Genomic DNA, 19,260 nt, shown 5'->3' with positions numbered 1-19,260 from the left:
CGTAAATCGTAGATCGCTAACTATACCGCATGTGATACAGACAAACTTGAGATTAACAATGTCTATTCAAAAAAAGTTTATAACGGCGCTGACTATTGCTACCTTAATTATAGGTTTGTTATTGATAGTGTTTTCTTGGGAGAACGAGGTTTCTAAAACAGAGAAATTCGTTGCGGATCTTGAGCAAGACATTATACACGATATTCGCACCGTATTAGATATAACCAACTCAATTATGTCTGAACGTGTCGCTAGCAGTATGAAACTGCTAAAAGAACGCGGCGCTGAACTTGGCGCTGCTAGATCTGGTGAAGAGGTAAATGTTTCAGGAACTCCGTCTACCAACTTGTACCTTGGTAATAGACCCATCGCCAATAATTACGATCTCGTGGATGGATTGACAGACATAATGGGAGGCACTGCGACCATCTTCAGCAAACGTGGTGAAGATTTTATTCGTATTTCAACCAACGTCATGAAAGATAACGCTCGTGCTACGGGCACAAAATTAGCCGAAAATAGTAAAGCAATGACGGCTATTAAAGCAGGTCAGACCTATTACGGTGAAGTCGATATTTTGGGTAAACCTTATTTGACGGCATACGAACCCTTAAAAAATATATTTAACGAAACTATTGGTATATGGTATGTCGGTTATTCGGCGAATCTTGGCGCTATGAATAACGCCATAGAAAGCACACGCATATTGGAAAATGGCTTTGCCGCGTTAAGAGACGCTAAAGATACAGTCACTATCTCTTCGTCAAACGTCACAAATGATCAGGTACAACAAATTATATCAAACCAGTCCACTGAATATAACCTCAAAATAATACCGTATGAACCCTGGGGCTACGACATTATTGTTGCAACAAAAAAATCCGATATCCGTTCAAGAGCATTTGATGCCGCCATCGTAACGATTATAGAAATCATTGGTGTGCTTGCCGTTATTATTACCGTTGTGATGTTTTTAACGTCGAATTTGGTCAGTAAACCCTTGAGATCACAAATTAAAGCCATCAAAAATCTTGCCGATGGCGGTGGTGATTTAACCGTACGATTTGCGTCAACACGCCAAGACGAAATTGGTGTTATGGCGAAAGAGTTTGATCGACTTCTGGCCAGCTTACAGTCAACCATGAAAGAAGTAAGTGATCAAACCCGTGCGGTATCGGCAACATCTGAGAGCCTCACTGAATATTCCAGTAATATGTCAGCTGTTCAAGATGAACAAAATGAGAAGACCAAATTACTGGCTTCAGCGGTGCATCAGCTTTCGATATCAGCAAATCAGGTTGCGGAGAATACCGAGGGCGCTAAGAAAATTACTGAAGGAGCCTACGGCAACGTTAAAGTGGGTTCTGATTCATTACGTCAAACTTCTCAAAAAATTAGGCAACAGGCTCGTAACATTGAAGAATCCGAAGCTGTAGTATCAAAATTAGCGGAACAAAGTACGAATATTTCAACGGTATTGGATGTTATTCGAAACATTGCCGAGCAGACCAATCTTCTTGCTTTAAATGCTGCCATTGAAGCTGCACGAGCTGGCGAACAAGGACGCGGCTTCGCCGTAGTTGCCGACGAGGTGCGTTCGTTGGCGAGTAGAACGCAGGCTTCTACTCAAGAAATTAACGACATGATTGAGAAACTACAACAACAAGGGAAACACGCTACCGATTTAATGCAGGAAAATCGTCAACAGGCAACTCAAAATGCAGAATTAACCGAAGAAGTTAGTAAGAATTTTATAAATGTACTGAGCTCAATGGAACAAATAAATCAATTAAATTCCGAAATTGCCCTGGCAGCCGACGAACAAAAAACTGTGTCCCACCATATATCTCACAATGTTGAAATCATACACTCTTCAACCGCCCGAAATAATGAAATTGCGCAATCAACACAGTATGCCTGCAATGATTTATTTGGCGCTATTTCTCAATTGAAAAATCTGATAGAACGATACAAACTGTAAAATAACTATTAGATGCCGAACGCTAGCATTAACCCCTAGTTGCTGTAGGTTTAATTTGTATCTGATATAACGCGCGTTTAGAACACTATTTTTTACAAAGTTCATAAATAATCTATTTAAAATTTTTCGATATTGGAAACTATAGGAAGCTCTGATTAACTCATCCATGATTTAATCAGAGCACAGAAATTGAAAATGCGATTTCCAATTTCTTCACAATTTCAATCACTTACGGTTCTTGAAATTGGCGACACATCCTTGTGTCGCTGGAAACTCTAGGTTAATCAGAGTTTCCAATAAATTCTTTAGAACATAACTAATGTCGAAAAATGGGTACCGCACTTAACGGTCTATTATAGATTCAATTAGAGTCACCTAAAGAACAACAGTTATTTCATTATCTGTTAACGAAAGCATTTTTTTAAAACCTTGCCTAATTATTTATTCTTTTAGAGAAAGAACCCCATCAAAAACCCTTCTAAACAATAATTTATCATTATTAAAAGATCGTATATTGTCGATAAAATCACAGTACTGACGATCAATAGATGACAAGAAAAGCGCGCAAACAAATAAAATCTTGTCGCATTTTTTGATAGTGTATTTGATGTAAACCTCTTTCAAAAATATACCTTTATCACTAATATACCGTTCATTAATGATTATCAGTCAGCGATACTCATTCTATCGGTAATCAAAAGGAAATATAGATTGAACACTAGAGAAGTCATCACTACCCTACCCGAAAAAAGGTTAGTCGATTTAAATACCTATAAGCGTAGAGAATTGCTTGAAGTATTTTTGCAATACGATGTCCCTTTTCTGAGTGCAACCGTAGAAGTTGATATTACAACAGTAAGGGAATGCGCCAAAAATAACGATCTTAATTTGTTTACCTGCCTACTTTATTGCCTGACAAAAACGGTGAATAGCATACCCGAATTAAAGCATCGCTATATAAATAATCACCTTTACGAATTTGACTACATAGAACCAGGGTATACAGTATCGCAAGCTGATGGAACTTTTAGCTTTTGCGATTCTAAATATGTTTCACGCTTCGAACGTTTTCATCAAACTATTTTAAACGATATAGCTCAAGCCAAAGAAAGTCCCGATACCGGCGTTAAAGACAAATCTCATATGTTTTTTGTTTCTAACATTCCTTGGATTTCATTTACACATTTTCAGCAACCGTTTTTTCGCCCCTATGGGTTCAATCCGGTGGTTACTATTGGTAAACATATTGATCGTGATGGCAGACGTTATGCCCCCGTTGCTTTGCAATGCCATCACGGCACCGTCGACGGATTGCATATTGGTTTGTTTTTTAACCGTTTAGAAGCCTGTATTTCTCAATTTGAACAGCTTATAGACAATGTTGAGCCAGTATTCGACTGAAAAACACCAACTGCGTGCATTTAGTTGTAACTCGTTAACGATTTGGCTCTTACATCTTTTTAATCCCAGCTAAGAAGTTGAAGCCAACTTCTTAGACGTTTACACTGCTGCGAACTATTTTTGTGAACATAATTCGGAGTATTTTGTGAACCCAGCTAATAACAGCAAACTCGTCGTAATCAGTGGTGGTTCTAAAGGTATAGGTCGTGCCTTAGTGGATAAATTCTACAATGCAGGCTTTACCATCGCGACCTGCTCTAGAAACATCAACGAACTAGAATCGTTGAAATCTGAATTAGATTTAGAAAAACGTTTGCATATATTTCAGGCTGATCTCGCCAATAAAAGCGATGTTTGCGCTTTTGCAGATTATGTTTTGAGCTTAAACCTGCCAATTCAGGTATTAATCAACAACGCGGGTAAATTTTTACCCGGCGAAGTTCATTCAGAAGAAGAAGGCGTGTTGGAATCGCAAATAGAAACTAACTTATATTCCGCCTATTATTTAACACGTCATTTAATCGAAAATATCAAATCTCAAAAAGGTAGCCATATTTTCAATGTATGCTCTATTGCCTCATTAATAGCCTATGCAAATGGCGGCTCGTATACCATCAGTAAATTCGCACTGTATGGTTTTTCAAAAGCTTTAAGAGAAGAGATGAAAAACCATCATGTAAAAGTAACATCTGTCTTACCGGGAGCAACCCTAACCAGCAGCTGGGACGGTGTTGATATTCCAGAAGAAAGATTTATACCCGCAGAAGACGTGGCCGCATTAATGTTTAATTGCTTTGAAGTCAGTGACAGAACCGTTGTTGAAGATTTACTTATTAGGCCACAACTGGGCGACATCTAGCATTTATACATTTTGCTAAAATCTGCCTAATTGCTTAGAAAATTGAATCAAGTAAAAGAGTAATCACTAAATACAAATTATATTAGCGATTACTCTTTCATCGTTTTTTGTAAATCCAAGATATTTAGCCTCTCGTTAGTGATCATTTTTATAACTTTAAAAAGATAGTATTTTTCTACTCACAATTTTTATCAATAGACTTTTTATAATCCCACCACAATAAAAACCGTGTAAATTTTTAATTTAGTCAAATATTGACAGATCTCCTCATTGCTTCGCTCCTATTAATCCGGAATACAATTTTTGATTGACATAATTACTACATTTAAAAAATTAAACTTAATAACGAGCTTGAACATCCGAAATTCATTCAATTAAAAAGTCAATACAAGTACTAACACTTTGGTGTTAAATTCTTTAGAAAAAATATGTAAAGTTAGAACAGCAAAGGAAAACAGCTATTTATTTTTCTTTAAATAAAAATTATTTACTTTTTATAAAAATAATACACTTAAATAAGTTACTTATTTGGCGCGAAAATCATCCTATACAAATAATTTTTAGAGCGACTTTTATAATTTTGAGATAGAATTCACACCTCCTTATTTTTACCAATCCATTTGCAGACAATAAAGGAATACCTGCATGAAATTTACTTCATACTCTTTAATTTTGTCATTTTTTGTTGCACTTTCAGGCTGCGCCACTATTGTTGGTGAATCGACTCAAACACTACCAATTATGAGTTCACCAGATGGTGCATCTATTGTTATTACCGACGAGAAAGGCGCTGAAATTTTTAAAGGCACTACTCCTACTACAGTAACACTAGAGAAAAGTGATGGTTCATACTGGGGTGGAAAATCATTCAACTTAGTATTATCAAAAGACGGCTATGACACCGTTGAGATTCCAGTAAAAACTTCTGCTAACGGTTGGTACATTGGCGGTAATATTTTATTCGGCGGTTTAATTGGATGGTTTATTGTTGATCCACTAAATGGCAACATGTACACATTGTCTGCGAAAGAAATTAACACTACTTTATCTAAAAGCGCTTCAGCCAACGCTACTAAATTTAACGAAAACATTTCTATTGTTATGTTAGACGAAGTACCTGAAGAATTACGCTCTAAACTGGTAAAAGTATCTAAATAAGTTTACTTAGTTAGTTCAGGTGGCGGAAATTTCTGCCACCGAATTCTAGTATGTTATCTGTATATCTTCTCATAAAACCCATCTAGATTTTCCCATCCTAACGTTTAGCCACTCCAATAGTCTTTTTAAAGGTTTCATCAAAATAAAACTGTAATAGCATCCTATCAAGTACTATAAAAGTTGAAATTCAGGCATAAAAAAGGCCTCTATAAAAGAGGCCTTTTTAAAATAATACTCGATTATTTTTTGAAGCTACTTAAGTCCAACGCATTCCAGTGTGGGAAATGTTTGCGAACCAGAGCATTTAACTCAAGTTCAAATTCAGAGAATTGACTGTTACTTAAAGAAGATTCATCTTCGCTTAACGCTTCGGTTACCATACCGGCGCCAACGGTGATATTGGTCAGGCGATCAATAATAATAAAAGCACCAGTTGCACGATTAATATTGTATGGATCGATAGCCACATCGGAGTTTAGCGAAACCTCTGCCAAGGCAATATCGTTTAACTCTAATTGTTGTGCTTCACGAGTTTCTTGTGTGTTCACGTCAATCAAATGAGCGATGGAATTAACTTGGCCGATGACTGCCTTACTAGCGAACTTAAATTCGTATTGTTTTTTGGGTGTAAGATTTTGCTCAGACATCCATACAATGTGTGCATTTAAGTGATTTGTTTTTGAGACTTTATTATCGTCCGCATTAACAATCATATCGCCGCGACTAATATCAATTTCATCGGCTAATGTAAGGGTAACAGCTTGATCAACGAAAGCTAAATCCAGATTACCGTCAAAGGTAACAATGCTTTTAACAGTGCTGGTTTTGCCGGAAGGTAAGGTTTTAATCTTATCGCCAACACGAACGACACCGGATGCAACTGTGCCACAAAAACCGCGAAAATCTAAATTCGGACGATTAACGTATTGCACCGGAAAACGGAAATCTTCGGTGTTTTTATCTTCTGCAATTTCTACAGTTTCGAGAATTTGCATCAACGTTTGGCCTTTATACCAAGGCGTGTGTTCGCTGACGTTTACAACATTGTCGCCATCTAGCGCCGAAATAGGAACGCAGCGAATATCTTGTAAACCTAGGTCTTCGGCAAAAGGTACGTAGGCTTTTTGAATTTCGTTGAAACGCTCTTCGCTGAATTCAACTAAATCCATTTTATTAATAGCAACAACAATGTGTTTAATGCCTAACAAAGATGCAATATAACTGTGGCGACGAGTTTGCGTCATCACGCCATGACGGGCATCAATTAAAATAATGGCAAGGTCACAGGTAGAAGCACCGGTTGCCATGTTGCGGGTATATTGCTCATGCCCCGGAGTATCGGCAATGATGAATTTACGTTTTTCGGTTGAGAAATAACGATAAGCAACATCAATCGTAATACCCTGCTCGCGTTCAGCGGCCAAACCATCAACCAGTAACGCAAGGTCAATTTTGCCGCCTGTGGTACCGTGTTTTTGGGTATCGGACTGAATAGCCGCTAGCTGATCTTCATAGATCATCTTTGAGTCGTGAAGAAGTCGGCCAATTAAGGTGCTTTTGCCGTCATCAACACTGCCGCAGGTTAAAAAGCGTAATAGCTCTTTATGTTCATGCTGCTCTAAATAAGCATTGATATCGGTAGCGATTAAATCTGACTGGTGTGACATTAGAAATACCCCTCTTGCTTTTTCTTCTCCATGGAACCTGAACTGTCGTGATCAATAACTCGACCTTGACGTTCCGAGGTAGTGGTAAGTAGCATTTCTTGGATAATTTCAGGTAATGTTGTTGCTTCTGATTCGACAGCACCGGTTAATGGATAGCAACCTAGGGTACGGAATCGAACCATTTTTTCTTGGATTTCTTCGCCATCTTCGATTGGCATACGATCATCATCAACCATGATCAATGTGCCATCGCGCTCGACAACTGGACGCTTCGCGGCAAAATAAAGCGGTACAAGCGGAATACTTTCTAAGTGAATGTATTGCCAGATATCAAGTTCGGTCCAGTTTGACAGCGGGAAAACTCGAATGCTTTCGCCCTTGTTAACTCGACCATTATAGATATTCCACAATTCAGGACGCTGATTTTTCGGGTCCCAACGGTGGTTTTTATCGCGGAAAGAATAAACGCGCTCTTTAGCACGGGATTTTTCTTCATCTCGGCGAGCGCCCCCAAAGGCGGCATCAAAACCGTATTTATCAAGCGCTTGTTTTAACGCTGCGGTCTTCATGATGTCGGTGTGTTTGGCACTGCCGTGAGTAAATGGACCAACACCCATATCCACACCTTCTTGGTTGGTGTGAACAATTAAGTCCCAACCCAATTTTTCCGCCATTTCGTCGCGGAAGGTAATCATTTCTTTAAACTTCCACGTGGTATCGACGTGCATTAAAGGAAATGGTGGCTTACCTGGGTAGAATGCTTTTTGAGCAAGATGCAACATTACGGCAGAATCTTTACCGATGGAGTAAAGCATTACTGGATTGTCGAACTCTGCAGCAACTTCACGAATGATGTGAATACTCTCAGCTTCCAACTGCTTTAGGTGGGTGAGATTGAAATCTATGGTCATGGGTAGGTTTATCCCGGTTTATCTCTCTATTGCGGTATGGATTAACTTTTACGATAAAAACGGGCGGCATTATAATCATTTACCGCCCTACTTTGCCTAACTTTGTACTTCTATCGATATACCCACTTGTTTGGCAAGCTCTGCAAACCCTGGGAACGAAGTTGCAACGGTCGCACAGTCATGGATACGAATTTCTTCGGTAGCGATCAAAGACGCTACTGCAAATGACATAGCAATTCGATGGTCGTGGTGGGTTTGAATATCGCCGCCAAGCAGTGGCTTGCCGCCATTGATCACCATACCATCAGGCGTTGGTGTTGCGTCAGCGCCAATGGCGTTTAAGCCATCGGCCATAACCTGAATGCGATCGCTTTCTTTCACACGAAGCTCTTCAGCACCGCTCAAAATCGTAGTGCCGTCAGCACTTGCGGCAGCAATAAATAACACCGGAAACTCATCGATCGCTAAAGGTACTTGGTCTTCTGGAATATGAATTCCTTTAAGTGGGGCGTACTGAACTTGAATGTCGGCAACTGGTTCGCCACCCACTTCTCGCTCGTTGAGCAAGGTAATGTTAGCGCCCATTTCTCGCAAAATATTGATAACTCCAACCCGAGTTGGATTAATGCCAACGTGCTGTAATGTTAGGTTCGAACCCGGAGTGATTGCAGCGGCAACCATAAAGAATGCCGACGAAGAGATGTCTGCGGGAACTTCGATATTCGCAGCCGTAAGTTTACCACCACCGGTCAAAGTCACTTTATTGCCTTCGGTTTTTACATCGTAACCGAAACCGCGCAGCATACGTTCGGTATGATCGCGAGTCGGAGCAGGCTCGGTGACACTGGTTGTGCCATCGGCGTATAAACCAGCTAACAACACACAGGATTTCACCTGTGCACTCGCCATCGGCATATCGTAATGAATGGCTTGTGGCTTAGTTGAACCGGAAATTCTCAATGGCGGGCAACCACCCTCTTCTGTTCCTACCTTTACGCCCATTTCTGCCAAGGGTTTAGCCACGCGCCCCATGGGTCGTTTTGAAAGAGACACATCGCCAATTAAGGTTGAATCGAACTCTTGTCCTGCCAATAAACCGGCCATTAAGCGCATGGCAGTGCCTGAATTTCCCATATCAAGCGCATTTTTGGGTGCTTTTAGTCCGTGCAGACCAACGCCGTGAATAGTTACCTCACCGTTGGTCGGCCCTTCAATATTGACACCCATGTCTTTAAAAGCCTGTAATGTGGCCAATGCATCTTCGCCTTCGAGAAATCCGGTAACGTGCGTCACGCCTTCGGCTAAAGAGCCCAACATAATCGATCGATGAGAAATCGATTTATCACCGGGAACTCGGATACTACCGGAGACAAAACCACCGGGCTTTAATACATAATTGATTTTGTTAGACATGGATGACTCTTGTTCTTGGGTAGTCGTTGACGACTGACTGCTGTTACTCGAATGCGAGCGTAAAAATGCTTCGCGAGACTCTTTAGCTCGACAAAACAAACTCATAATTGTATCACTGTCGCGCCGCTCTACGGCATCCCTCAGTAGGTGCAAATTTTTGGTGAACAGATCAAGAGAACGCACGACCGCTTCGCTGTTCGCGCACATAATATCGTGCCACATTTTTGGGCTACTTGACGCTATGCGAGTGAAATCCCGAAAACCACCGGCGGCATAATTGAATATATCATCGTGATCAGGATCGTTCGCGAGAGTATCTACTAAGGAATAAGCAAGCGCATGAGGAAGATGACTGGTGGACGCCAGAACTTGATCGTGTGCTTCTACCGACATGGTTAATACTTGGGCACCAACGGCTTCCCATAGCGCTTTTACTCTGACAAAGCTCGGAGATTGCTCAGATTGACTTGCTAATTCCGGAGTTAATATGACTTTGTGATGGGCAAATAAAGTGTCTAAACCAGCACCAACTCCGCTTTTTTCAGATCCCGCGATTGGGTGGCCTAAAATTAGCTGCTCGGGAAAGTTGCCATAAATTTCCACCGCGGCTTCGCGTACCGATCCTTTCACGCTGGCCGCATCAGTAATTGTCACACTGGGACTCAAATAACGGTGACAGTCTTTTAGTACAGTGTTTACTGACAAAGTAGGAACAGCGATAAAGACTAGATCCCTCTCATCCAGTTCGGGCGCGAGGATCTCAAGGGATACTGCGAACCGATCTACCGCGCCGGTTTTAAGCGCTTTTTGCGCAAGATTTGTATTCGCCTCAACACCAATAATTTCTTCACAGACACCCACACGCTTTACACTTTTTGCAAAGCTACCACCGATAAGACCAACGCCAACAACCACTATTTTTCGAACTAATTTTGGTGACACGGCGCTCTGAATCCTCTCAATCGGGCAACTAAACAAGACGAATGTGAAAAATTGTTATAGGAAACTCTGATTAAATCATGGATGAGTTAATCAAAGATTCTTATAACGGGTTTTTAGGGATATAGCCCTGCATCTCCAAATATGATATGACTTGATTTTTAGCGTCTTCAAGGCTGTATTTGGATGTATCTATTTTAATTTCTGGTGATTCAGGAGCTTCATAGGGAGAATCAATACCCGTAAAATGCTTAATTTCACCGTTACGAGCACGCTTGTACAAGCCTTTAGGATCTCGATCCTCACAGACCTCAATAGGTGTAGCGACGTAAACTTCAACAAATTGTCTTTTTTCAACCAAATGACGAACCATGTCTCGATCTTGGCGAAACGGTGAAATAAAAGCACTCAATACGATTAATCCGGCATCAACAAACAGTTTTGAGGCTTCGCCAATGCGCCGGATATTTTCAACGCGGTCTTCGTCGCTAAAACTGAGGTCTTTATTTAGACCATGGCGAATATTATCGCCATCGAGTACATAAGTGTGATGACTTCTTGTATACAGCTCGAAATCTACAGCATTTGCAAGCGTTGACTTACCCGCACCGCTCAAGCCTGTAAACCAAATAATACAAGGTCTTTGATTTTTTTGGGCCACTCGCTGTGCATGGGATACTTGGGTATCATGCCACTTAATATTCAAACTCATCAGAGTCTTAACCTTACGCTCGGCAAAAATCACAAGCGATAAAAAAGGACTTAATGATGACTAAGTCCTTTTTACCGTTTACTAAATTTTAAGCGCGGTATAGTAGCGCTTTCAGTTAAACATTCAAAATAGTGATTTATAAAACCGCTTTAGGATATGAACCTAAGACTTTGATATCGGCAGCATGTTCATCGACAACTTTTAAAGCTTCCTGCACGGAATAATCGGAAATATGCCCAGAGAAATCGATAAAAAATACGTAGTTCCAAGCACCCATCTTTGAAGGCCTTGTCTCAATACGTGTTAGGTCGATATGGAATTGATGGAAAGGTTGCAACAGACTGTGTAAGGCACCAGGCTGGTTTTTCATCGCCACCATAATTGAGGTTTTATCAATCCCAGAAACAGGTACTGATTCGGTACCGATAATCAAAAACCGAGTTGAATTATCGGGCTGATCTTCGATTTTTTCGTTGAGGATATTTAAACCGTATTTACGTGCAGCCAATTCACCCGCAATCGCTGCCGAATTCCATTCACTTTTTACACGTTTTGCAGCCTCAGAATTACTGTTAACCGCAATACGTTCAACGCCCGGATAATGAGTATCAAGCCATTTACGACACTGTGCTAGGGATTGCGAATGCGAATAAACCCGTGTAATTGAATCGATTTTAGTGACATCAGAAACCATTAGGTTTTGGTGGATGCGCAATTCAACTTCACCGCAAATTTTTAAACCCGATGTCATAAAGTTGTCTAGCGTGTGATTGATAACGCCTTCTGTTGAGTTCTCAACAGGTACGACACCATAATTGACACTGCCGGATTCCACTTCACGGAACACATCATCAATAGCAGGAAGACTTTTAGTAACCGCAGAATGACCAAAATGCTTTAATGCGGCTTGTTGAGTAAATGTGCCTTCAGGGCCTAAATAGGCAACAGAGATTGGTCTCTCTAAAGCCAAACACGCCGACATGATCTCGCGAAACAATCGAGCCATCTCTTCATCGCCCAATGGTCCCTGATTTTTTTCCATTACGCGAGAGAGAACTTGGGCTTCTCGTTCAGGGCGATAAAACACAACCGGTTCATTACCTTCACGAAATTGGTGCTTGATTGCAGCAACTTCTTGAGCAAGTGTAGCGCGCTCATTAATTAACTGCGCTAACCGAGAATCGACTCCGTCAATTTTTTCCCGAAGCTCACCGAGCTTAAGTTCTTCTTGAGAAGTTCGAGTATCAGAATTGGTATTGTTGGTAGTCATTCCAATATATCTCTCTCTACAACCACCACTTCCCGTGTGATGGCCATTTAAATGTATGAAATTTTGCGCCTGTACGCGAGTTACCAAACTCGTTCAGGCGCTAATTGATTTATTCTTCGCCGGAAGAAGAGTCTTCTTCAACGTTAGATTCTGCATCATTTTCTGATTCAGACTCCTCAATACGTTGCAAGCCAACCAAACTTTCGCCTTCTTTCAATTTAATAACGCGTACACCTTGTGTGTTGCGTCCAGAAAGGGAAATTTCATCTGCGCGTGTACGTACTAAAGTACCTTGATCTGAGATCAACATCAGCTCATCACCCTGGAACAATTGCACTGCGCCGACCACCGAGCCGTTGCGTTCAGATACCGCCATGGCAATGACACCTTGGCCACCCCGACCTTTGGTTGGATACTCGCTGGTTAAGGTACGTTTTCCATAACCATTTTCACTAACGGTTAAAACCATGCCATCTTCTTTAGGGATCACCATAGAGATCACTTTATGGCCTTCGGGCATTCTGATACCACGTACACCTCGAGAACTGCGGCCCATGGGGCGAACATCAGACTCTTTAAAGCGGGCAGCTTTACCGGCAGAGCTCAATAATAAGACGTCACATTCGCCATTGGTAATGGCGGTTTCAACCAAACGGTCGCCTTCATCCAAAACTAGCGCAATTAGGCCAGAATTTCTTGGTCTGGAAAATTGCGACAAAGGAGTCTTCTTAACGGTACCGTTCGCCGTTGCCATAAAGATGAAGTGATCTTCATCAAACTCTTTAACCGGCAAGATGGAGGTAATACGTTCGTCTTCATCAAGAGACAGCAGGTTCACCATTGGACGGCCACGCGATTGACGACCGGCCACTGGAATTTGATAGACCTTCAACCAATACACTTTGCCAGCGCTGGTAAAGCACAACAGCGTATCGTGAGTGTTAGCAACCAATAAATGTTCTACAAAGTCTTCATCTTTAACCGATGTTGCTGCCTTACCCATGCCGCCTCGGCGCTGGGCTTGGTAGGCATCGAGAGGTTGACTCTTGGCATAGCCGCCATGGGAAATCGTAACAACACGATCTTCCTCATTAATCAAATCTTCGATGTTTAAATCGGTTTGAGAATGTTGGATTTCGGTGCGACGCTCGTCACCGAAGTTTTCCAAAATTTCGGTCAGTTCTTCACGAATAACCTCCATCAAACGCATAGGATCGTTAAGAATGTGAAGGTACTCGGTAATTTGTTTGAGTTTTTCTTCGTATTCCGCAAGCAGCTTTTCGTGCTCCATGCCGGTTAAACGATGCAATCGCAACTCTAGAATGGCCGTTGCCTGCTCAGGAGACAGATAGTAGGCGTTATCAACAACACCGTATTGGCTACCAAGACCTTCTGGTCGACAGGCATCATCACCGGCACGCTCTAAAAACTGCGCAACGTTACCAATTTCCCAACCTCGGGCCATCAAGGCAACCTTGGCTTCCGCCGGCGTAGCCGAGCTTTTGATCAGCTCGATCAGCGGGTCAATGTTGGCAATGGCAACCGCTTGCCCTTCTAGGATGTGGCCACGCTCGCGCGCTTTGCGCAACAAATAGACGGTTCTTCGAGTGACAACAGATCTACGATGCAACAAGAAGTAATCAAGAAGTTGACGAAGGTTCAGCACTTTGGGCTGACCGTCAACCAATGCGACAATATTAATGCCGAACACCGTTTGCATTTGCGTTTGAGCAAACAAGTTGTTCAAAACTATGTCGCCAGATTCGCCACGCTTGAGTTCAATAACCACACGCAGACCATCCTTATCGGATTCATCGCGCAGTTCAGAAATTCCTTCAAGCTTTTTATCCTTAACCAACTCGGCAATTTTTTCAATTAAACGTGCTTTGTTAAGTTGATAAGGAATTTCGGTAACAATGATGGTTTCGCGATTGGTTTTTTCATCTTTTTCAACATGAGCGCGAGCACGTACATAAATTCGACCACGCCCCGTTCGGTAGGCTTGCAGAATGCCACCACGACCGTTGATGATTGCTCCGGTGGGGAAATCGGGGCCAGGAATGATCTCCATTAACTGATCGATGGTTAACGTAGAATCATCGATTAATGCTAAACACGCCTTAATAACTTCGCGTAAATTGTGTGGAGGTATGTTAGTTGCCATACCCACCGCAATACCAGACGAGCCATTAACCAGCAAATTGGGTACGCGAGTTGGCAAGACTTCTGGAATTAATTCGTTGCCGTCGTAGTTTTCAACAAAATTAACAGTCTCTTTATCGAGATCCGACAGCAATTCATGGGAGATTTTAGCCATGCGAATTTCGGTATAACGCATGGCAGCGGCGCTATCGCCGTCAATGGAACCGAAGTTACCTTGACCATCAACCAGCATATAACGCATGGAGAACGGCTGAGCTAAACGCACAATGGTGTCATATACAGCCGAATCACCGTGAGGATGGTATTTACCGATAACATCACCCACGACACGAGCAGACTTTTTGTAGGGTTTATTCCAGTCATTTTTAAGTTCGCTCATGGCGTAAAGAACACGCCTATGAACGGGTTTGAGACCATCGCGAACATCAGGAAGTGCACGACCTACGATGACGCTCATTGCGTAATCAAGGTAGGACTGCTTGAGTTCGTCTTCAATATTTACGGGTTGAATTTCTTTTGCGATTTCGGCCATATATGTGTGCTTGCCTAACGTGCAGTACGATCAATGTGGATTAGTCCAGCGCGGGAAATATTGGAAGAAAATGGTCATGTCTTTAAACTTTAAAAAGCAATTTGATGACTAGATAAAAGAGTTACCCGTTCACAATTCGCACAACCAGCCTCAATCCAAATGACATTGATTGAACACACCGGCAAAGTCTATTTTTAGCAGACCTGTTGAATACCATTTTCAGCCGCGTACAGCTTATTCTCAATGCGCTGATAAGCCGGTTATTCTATCATAGAAATCAGTAAGATACGTATTTTTGTTGATGCGCTTGTATATGCCTTGGGGCTATACTGGAATCAGGGTTTTAATAAATTTTTAAACAAGTGGCTTTCCATCAATGAACCAACAAATCGCCAGCAGCAGTAATGCCGATTTATTAATCTACTCGCGATGGATTGCGACTGTTGATGACAATAACACTCTGCTCGAAAATTCCGCCGTCGCTATCAAAAATGGCAAAATCATCGCGGTAATGAACGCCGTAGAAGCAAAAGCATTATTTCCAGATAGCCAAGCCATTCATTTGAATGATCACCTGTTGATACCGGGGCTCATCAATGCGCATGGCCACACGGGTATGACGTTGTTACGCGGTTACGCTGACGACTTGCCTTTGCAAACCTGGTTAGGTGAACATATTTGGCCGGCGGAACACGCTTTTGTGAGCCCAGATTTCGTCAAAACCAGCAGCCAATTAGCTTTCGCCGAAATGTTAAAATCGGGCACTACCTGTTTTGCGGACATGTATTTTTTCCCGGAAGCGACCCTTCAGGCTGTGGAAGAAACCGGAATTCGCGCACACCTTGTACCCCCAGTATTCGATTTTCCGAGCAATTGGCAGCAGAAACCCGGTGATTACCTATCAGCAATTGTAGAATTAATCACCAACCATAAACCAAACACTCTGGTCTCGTTCGGCTTTGGTCCTCACGCGCCCTACACGGTCTCTGACGACACTTTTCTAGCCGTACTAGACGCCAACAAAGCACTGAATCTCGGCCTGCACATTCACCTTCATGAGACTGCTCAAGAAATTACCGACAGCCTCGCTCAGTTTGGCAAACGACCGGTAAAACGTCTTTATGATCTTGGCGTACTTACCGACAAGACCCAATGCGTGCACATGACGCAAATCGATGACGAAGACATTTCATTGCTCCAAGAAACCGGAGCTTCGGTCATACATTGCCCACGCTCTAACATGAAGCTCGCCAGCGGCGGTTGTCCGGTTGATCGACTCCTAGAGGCCGGTATTAACGTAGGCCTAGGCACCGATAGTGCTGCCAGTAACAACGCTCTCAATATGATTTCTGAAATGACACAAGCGGCGATGCTTGCCAAAATTGTAAGTGCAAAAGCAGATGCGGTAAGTGCAGTACAAGCATTGCGTATGGCAACCATAAACTCAGCAAAAGCCCTAGGGCTGGCAAGCAATATCGGTAGTATCGAAATAGGTAAAGATGCAGATTTATGCGCTGTTGATTTGAGTGACCTACATCATCAGCCTGTTTATTCGCCACTCAGCGCTTTGATTTACGGAGAAACTCAACACAAAGTCAGCGATGTTTGGGTTGCCGGCCAGCAATTGTTAGAATCGGGCAAACTCACGCAAATAAATGAACAGAGCTTGCGAACAGACGTGAACCAATGGCGAGATAAAATTTCGAAATCGTCTCGCTAATCTATAAACCGATAAGAGCACTTGATGTTAATCGTTCATCTTATTGAATAACTGCTCTTATAAAAACGCTTGGCATAATCCACCGTTTAGACAGAAGTGAAAATTGATATGACAAACGCCGATTTATCTGAAATCGCCAAATTTGACGCCAGTGCTTCTCGTTGGTGGGACCGAAACAGTGAATTCAAGCCACTGCACGATATCAACCCATTACGCTGCAACTATATAGAAGAAACACAACCTGTAGCGGGTAAAAAAGTCTTAGATGTCGGCTGTGGCGGTGGAATTTTAAGTGAAGCTCTCGCTTTTCGAGGTGCTGAAGTTACAGCCATAGACCTGAGCCCAGCAGCCCTTGAAGTCGCTCGATTACACGCCTTAGAAAGTGGTGTGACCATAGATTATCGAAAAATTACTGCTGAAGAATTGGTAGAAACTCACAAAGAAACTTTCGACGTGGTTACCTGCATGGAAATGCTGGAGCATGTTCCAAACCCTGCGTCGGTAGTTCAAGCCTGTGCCGATTTGGTTAAACCGGGTGGATTTTTATTTTTATCAACCATTAACCGCAACCCGAAAAGTTACGGTGCCATGGTTGTTGCTGCCGAGTACTTGCTAAAAATGGTCCCCAAAGGCACTCATGATTACGGCAAGTTTATTAAGCCTTCAGAGCTTGGCACCATGGTTCGCAAAGCAGACTTAACCATCCAAGACATTACCGGTTTGGTGTATAACCCTTTGACGCAGTCTTACAAATTGTCTGATCGCGATGTGGACGTAAATTATTTTATGACTGCGGTAAAAGGCTGAACACCTTCTCGATCATGACCGACTCTAATCGCATCAGCTGTGTATTATTTGATCTAGACGGTACTCTACTCGACACCGCTCCAGATTTTATACGCGTGCTCCATACCATGAGAGCGGTAAAACAGCTGCCACCTCTTAACGAACAAGATATTCGCAACACGGTTTCTGGGGGCGCTCGCCAAATGGTTAAACTCGCCTTTGGCGGTCAACCGGGTGAGACCGAATTCGATAGAAATTTGGTTGATTTTCTCGCCAACTACAACGACCTACTCGAATCGAACAAAAGCCAATCCTGTTTATTTGAGGGTATTCAAACCGTCATAGAACAACTGGAAAGCAACCAGCGTAAATGGGGAATCGTTACCAACAAGCCTGAAAAATATTCCCTCCCCTTAATGGAACAACTTTCACTCAATCCTCCGGTACTTGTGTGTCCTGAGCACGTGAAAGAGGCAAAACCAAGTCCAGAGGCGCTATTTTTAGCGTGTTCAAAACTTAACGCGAATCCTGAAAACAGTATTTATATTGGCGATCACGAGCGAGATATTATTGCCGGTCGTGCCGCCAGTATGAAAACCGTTGTGGCTGGATGGGGATATTTTTCAGAAACAAACCCCACACAAGCTTGGCAAGCAGACTTCTACGCCGAAAACCCTTTAGACTTACTTGAATATTGCTAAGCAAATTTCTTCTCTCTGATTAAATCATGGATGAGTTGATCAAAGGTTCCTAAAACATAAACCAACATAATTTAAGCAGTACTTTTACTATGCAACTACCAGAAAACTTCAATATCACTCCAAACCTTCTCGAAAATAAAATCATCGTGGTAACTGGTGCGGGCGATGGTATCGGTAAAGTTGCTGCAAAATATTTTGCACAACACGGCGCCACAGTCGTTTTAATGGGTAGAACAATTGCAAAATTAGAAATGGTTTATGATGAAATAGAAGCATTGGGCAATCACAAAACAGCCATTTACCCAATGAATTTTGAAGGCGCTATCGAGAAAGACTACGAAGACCTAGCCATTAAATTAAATGAAGAATATGGCCGCCTCGACGGATTACTAATTAACGCAGCGGAGCTAGGTACAAAAACACCCATTTCAAATTATGATACCGAAATCTGGTTTAAGCTCTTTCAGGTAAATTTGCATTCACCATTTATGATGATAAAAGCACTAACACCGTTATTAGAAAATAGCGAGAATGCAAGCGTGATTACCACCAGTTCAAGTGTGGCAAACCAAGGACGAGCATTTTGGGGAGCTTATGCGGCATCAAAAGCTGCGTTAAAAAATCTAACTGAAATTCTTGCCAACGAGTGGGATGGCGTAAATAACATTCGCATTAACTCGGTTAATCCCGGAGCCACTCGCACCAATATGCGAGCACGTGCCTACCCGGCCGAAAATCCAGAAACCGTTACCGCACCACAAGACCATATGCCAACTTATCTGTATTTAATGAGTGACGCGAGCGTGGCTGTAAGCGGTGAAAACTTAAATCTGTCAGCGTCTAAATAACTTGTAGACGCCTACAGCAACGCCTGAAAAAGGAACCTCTGATAATGCCATCGTAATTTTATCAGAAGTTCTTTTATCACAGATTCTTCTAACCTCTAGTCCCAATACCCACAAATCTTGCCTTCCGTTGGCGTTCCCTTTTTTAGCCCATAGGTTATTAATTTCAAGAATGGTTAGTGATTAAAATTGAAAAGAAATT

14 protein-coding genes are annotated in these 19,260 nt (G+C 42.2%); 8 read left to right on the top strand and 6 right to left on the bottom strand.

Going from position 1 to position 19,260, the window contains the following annotated elements; translation table 11 throughout:
* Positions 1-58 precede the first annotated feature (58 nt).
* The 4 genes from ACYQ2C_RS06180 to ACYQ2C_RS06165 all read left to right on the top strand — a co-directional run bounded on the left by ACYQ2C_RS06180 (position 59) and on the right by ACYQ2C_RS06165 (position 5,399).
* A complete protein-coding gene (locus ACYQ2C_RS06180; RefSeq protein ID WP_460100819.1) occupies positions 59-1,981 on the top strand; it encodes a methyl-accepting chemotaxis protein in 1,923 nt (640 codons plus the stop codon).
* Between the two features lie 711 nt (positions 1,982-2,692).
* Positions 2,693-3,382, top strand: a complete 690-nt coding sequence (locus ACYQ2C_RS06175; RefSeq protein WP_460051442.1) for a CatA-like O-acetyltransferase — start codon at positions 2,693-2,695, stop codon at positions 3,380-3,382.
* A 145-nt stretch (positions 3,383-3,527) separates the two neighbouring features.
* Positions 3,528-4,241 (top strand): SDR family NAD(P)-dependent oxidoreductase, encoded by a 714-nt coding sequence (locus ACYQ2C_RS06170; RefSeq protein ID WP_460100815.1) that lies wholly within the window; start codon positions 3,528-3,530, stop codon positions 4,239-4,241.
* A gap of 645 nt (positions 4,242-4,886) precedes the next feature.
* On the top strand, positions 4,887-5,399 hold the full coding sequence (locus tag ACYQ2C_RS06165) for a hypothetical protein (protein WP_460051439.1): 513 nt from the start codon (positions 4,887-4,889) through the stop codon (positions 5,397-5,399).
* Positions 5,400-5,638: 239 nt separating this feature from the next.
* On the opposite strand, the gene cysN is transcribed toward ACYQ2C_RS06165, so the two are convergent.
* The 6 genes from cysN to gyrA form a co-directional block, all read right to left on the bottom strand.
* Positions 5,639-7,066 carry a sulfate adenylyltransferase subunit CysN gene (gene cysN / locus ACYQ2C_RS06160; RefSeq protein WP_460100811.1) on the bottom strand — a complete coding sequence of 476 codons (1,428 nt, stop codon included), beginning with the start codon at positions 7,064-7,066 and terminating at the stop codon, positions 5,639-5,641.
* Entirely contained in the window at positions 7,066-7,977 is a 912-nt protein-coding gene (cysD, locus tag ACYQ2C_RS06155) for a sulfate adenylyltransferase subunit CysD (protein ID WP_460051435.1), read from the bottom strand. The genes cysN and cysD overlap by 1 nt, the downstream gene beginning before the upstream one ends.
* A gap of 96 nt (positions 7,978-8,073) precedes the next feature.
* Positions 8,074-10,332: a bifunctional prephenate dehydrogenase/3-phosphoshikimate 1-carboxyvinyltransferase gene (locus ACYQ2C_RS06150; protein ID WP_460100807.1), complete on the bottom strand. Its 2,259-nt coding sequence runs from the start codon at positions 10,330-10,332 to the stop codon at positions 8,074-8,076.
* A 100-nt stretch (positions 10,333-10,432) separates the two neighbouring features.
* Positions 10,433-11,041, bottom strand: coding sequence for an adenylyl-sulfate kinase (gene cysC, locus ACYQ2C_RS06145; protein ID WP_460100804.1), 609 nt, complete (start codon positions 11,039-11,041; stop codon positions 10,433-10,435).
* A 136-nt stretch (positions 11,042-11,177) separates the two neighbouring features.
* Positions 11,178-12,311, bottom strand: a complete 1,134-nt coding sequence (pheA, locus tag ACYQ2C_RS06140; RefSeq protein WP_460100802.1) for a prephenate dehydratase — start codon at positions 12,309-12,311, stop codon at positions 11,178-11,180.
* A 109-nt stretch (positions 12,312-12,420) separates the two neighbouring features.
* The gene (gyrA, locus tag ACYQ2C_RS06135; protein ID WP_460100799.1) at positions 12,421-15,006 is read right to left on the bottom strand and encodes a DNA gyrase subunit A; all 2,586 of its coding nucleotides are present in this window, start codon (positions 15,004-15,006) and stop codon (positions 12,421-12,423) included.
* Positions 15,007-15,382: 376 nt separating this feature from the next.
* Between gyrA and ACYQ2C_RS06130 the strand changes: the two genes are divergently transcribed.
* The 4 genes from ACYQ2C_RS06130 (at position 15,383) to ACYQ2C_RS06115 (ending at position 19,061) form a co-directional block, all read left to right on the top strand.
* Positions 15,383-16,726: a TRZ/ATZ family hydrolase gene (locus tag ACYQ2C_RS06130; RefSeq protein ID WP_460100797.1), complete on the top strand. Its 1,344-nt coding sequence runs from the start codon at positions 15,383-15,385 to the stop codon at positions 16,724-16,726.
* A 108-nt stretch (positions 16,727-16,834) separates the two neighbouring features.
* A complete protein-coding gene (gene ubiG / locus ACYQ2C_RS06125; RefSeq protein WP_460100794.1) occupies positions 16,835-17,533 on the top strand; it encodes a bifunctional 2-polyprenyl-6-hydroxyphenol methylase/3-demethylubiquinol 3-O-methyltransferase UbiG in 699 nt (232 codons plus the stop codon).
* Positions 17,534-17,547: 14 nt separating this feature from the next.
* Entirely contained in the window at positions 17,548-18,213 is a 666-nt protein-coding gene (locus tag ACYQ2C_RS06120) for an HAD family hydrolase (RefSeq protein ID WP_460100791.1), read from the top strand.
* Between the two features lie 89 nt (positions 18,214-18,302).
* On the top strand, positions 18,303-19,061 hold the full coding sequence (locus ACYQ2C_RS06115) for a YciK family oxidoreductase (RefSeq protein WP_460051423.1): 759 nt from the start codon (positions 18,303-18,305) through the stop codon (positions 19,059-19,061).
* The last annotated feature ends 199 nt before the right edge of the window (positions 19,062-19,260 follow it).

The sequence above is a fragment of the Sessilibacter sp. MAH3 genome, from assembly GCF_054658275.1.
Note: the sequence above shows the minus strand (reverse complement) of the source record. Positions and strands in the feature narration are given on the sequence as shown.

What these genes read in the sequence shown, in the direction of transcription:
- ACYQ2C_RS06180 (WP_460100819.1), top strand. Translation starts at nt 59, where the DNA reads ATGTCTATTCAAAAAAAGTTTATAACGGCGCTGACTATTGCTACCTTA.
- ACYQ2C_RS06165 (WP_460051439.1), top strand. Translation starts at nt 4,887, where the DNA reads ATGAAATTTACTTCATACTCTTTAATTTTGTCATTTTTTGTTGCACTT.
- cysN (WP_460100811.1), bottom strand. Translation starts at nt 7,066, where the DNA reads ATGTCACACCAGTCAGATTTAATCGCTACCGATATCAATGCTTATTTA.
- cysD (WP_460051435.1), bottom strand. Translation starts at nt 7,977, where the DNA reads ATGACCATAGATTTCAATCTCACCCACCTAAAGCAGTTGGAAGCTGAG.
- cysC (WP_460100804.1), bottom strand. Translation starts at nt 11,041, where the DNA reads ATGAGTTTGAATATTAAGTGGCATGATACCCAAGTATCCCATGCACAG.
- pheA (WP_460100802.1), bottom strand. Translation starts at nt 12,311, where the DNA reads ATGACTACCAACAATACCAATTCTGATACTCGAACTTCTCAAGAAGAA.
- gyrA (WP_460100799.1), bottom strand. Translation starts at nt 15,006, where the DNA reads ATGGCCGAAATCGCAAAAGAAATTCAACCCGTAAATATTGAAGACGAA.
- ACYQ2C_RS06130 (WP_460100797.1), top strand. Translation starts at nt 15,383, where the DNA reads ATGAACCAACAAATCGCCAGCAGCAGTAATGCCGATTTATTAATCTAC.
- ubiG (WP_460100794.1), top strand. Translation starts at nt 16,835, where the DNA reads ATGACAAACGCCGATTTATCTGAAATCGCCAAATTTGACGCCAGTGCT.
- ACYQ2C_RS06120 (WP_460100791.1), top strand. Translation starts at nt 17,548, where the DNA reads ATGACCGACTCTAATCGCATCAGCTGTGTATTATTTGATCTAGACGGT.
- ACYQ2C_RS06115 (WP_460051423.1), top strand. Translation starts at nt 18,303, where the DNA reads ATGCAACTACCAGAAAACTTCAATATCACTCCAAACCTTCTCGAAAAT.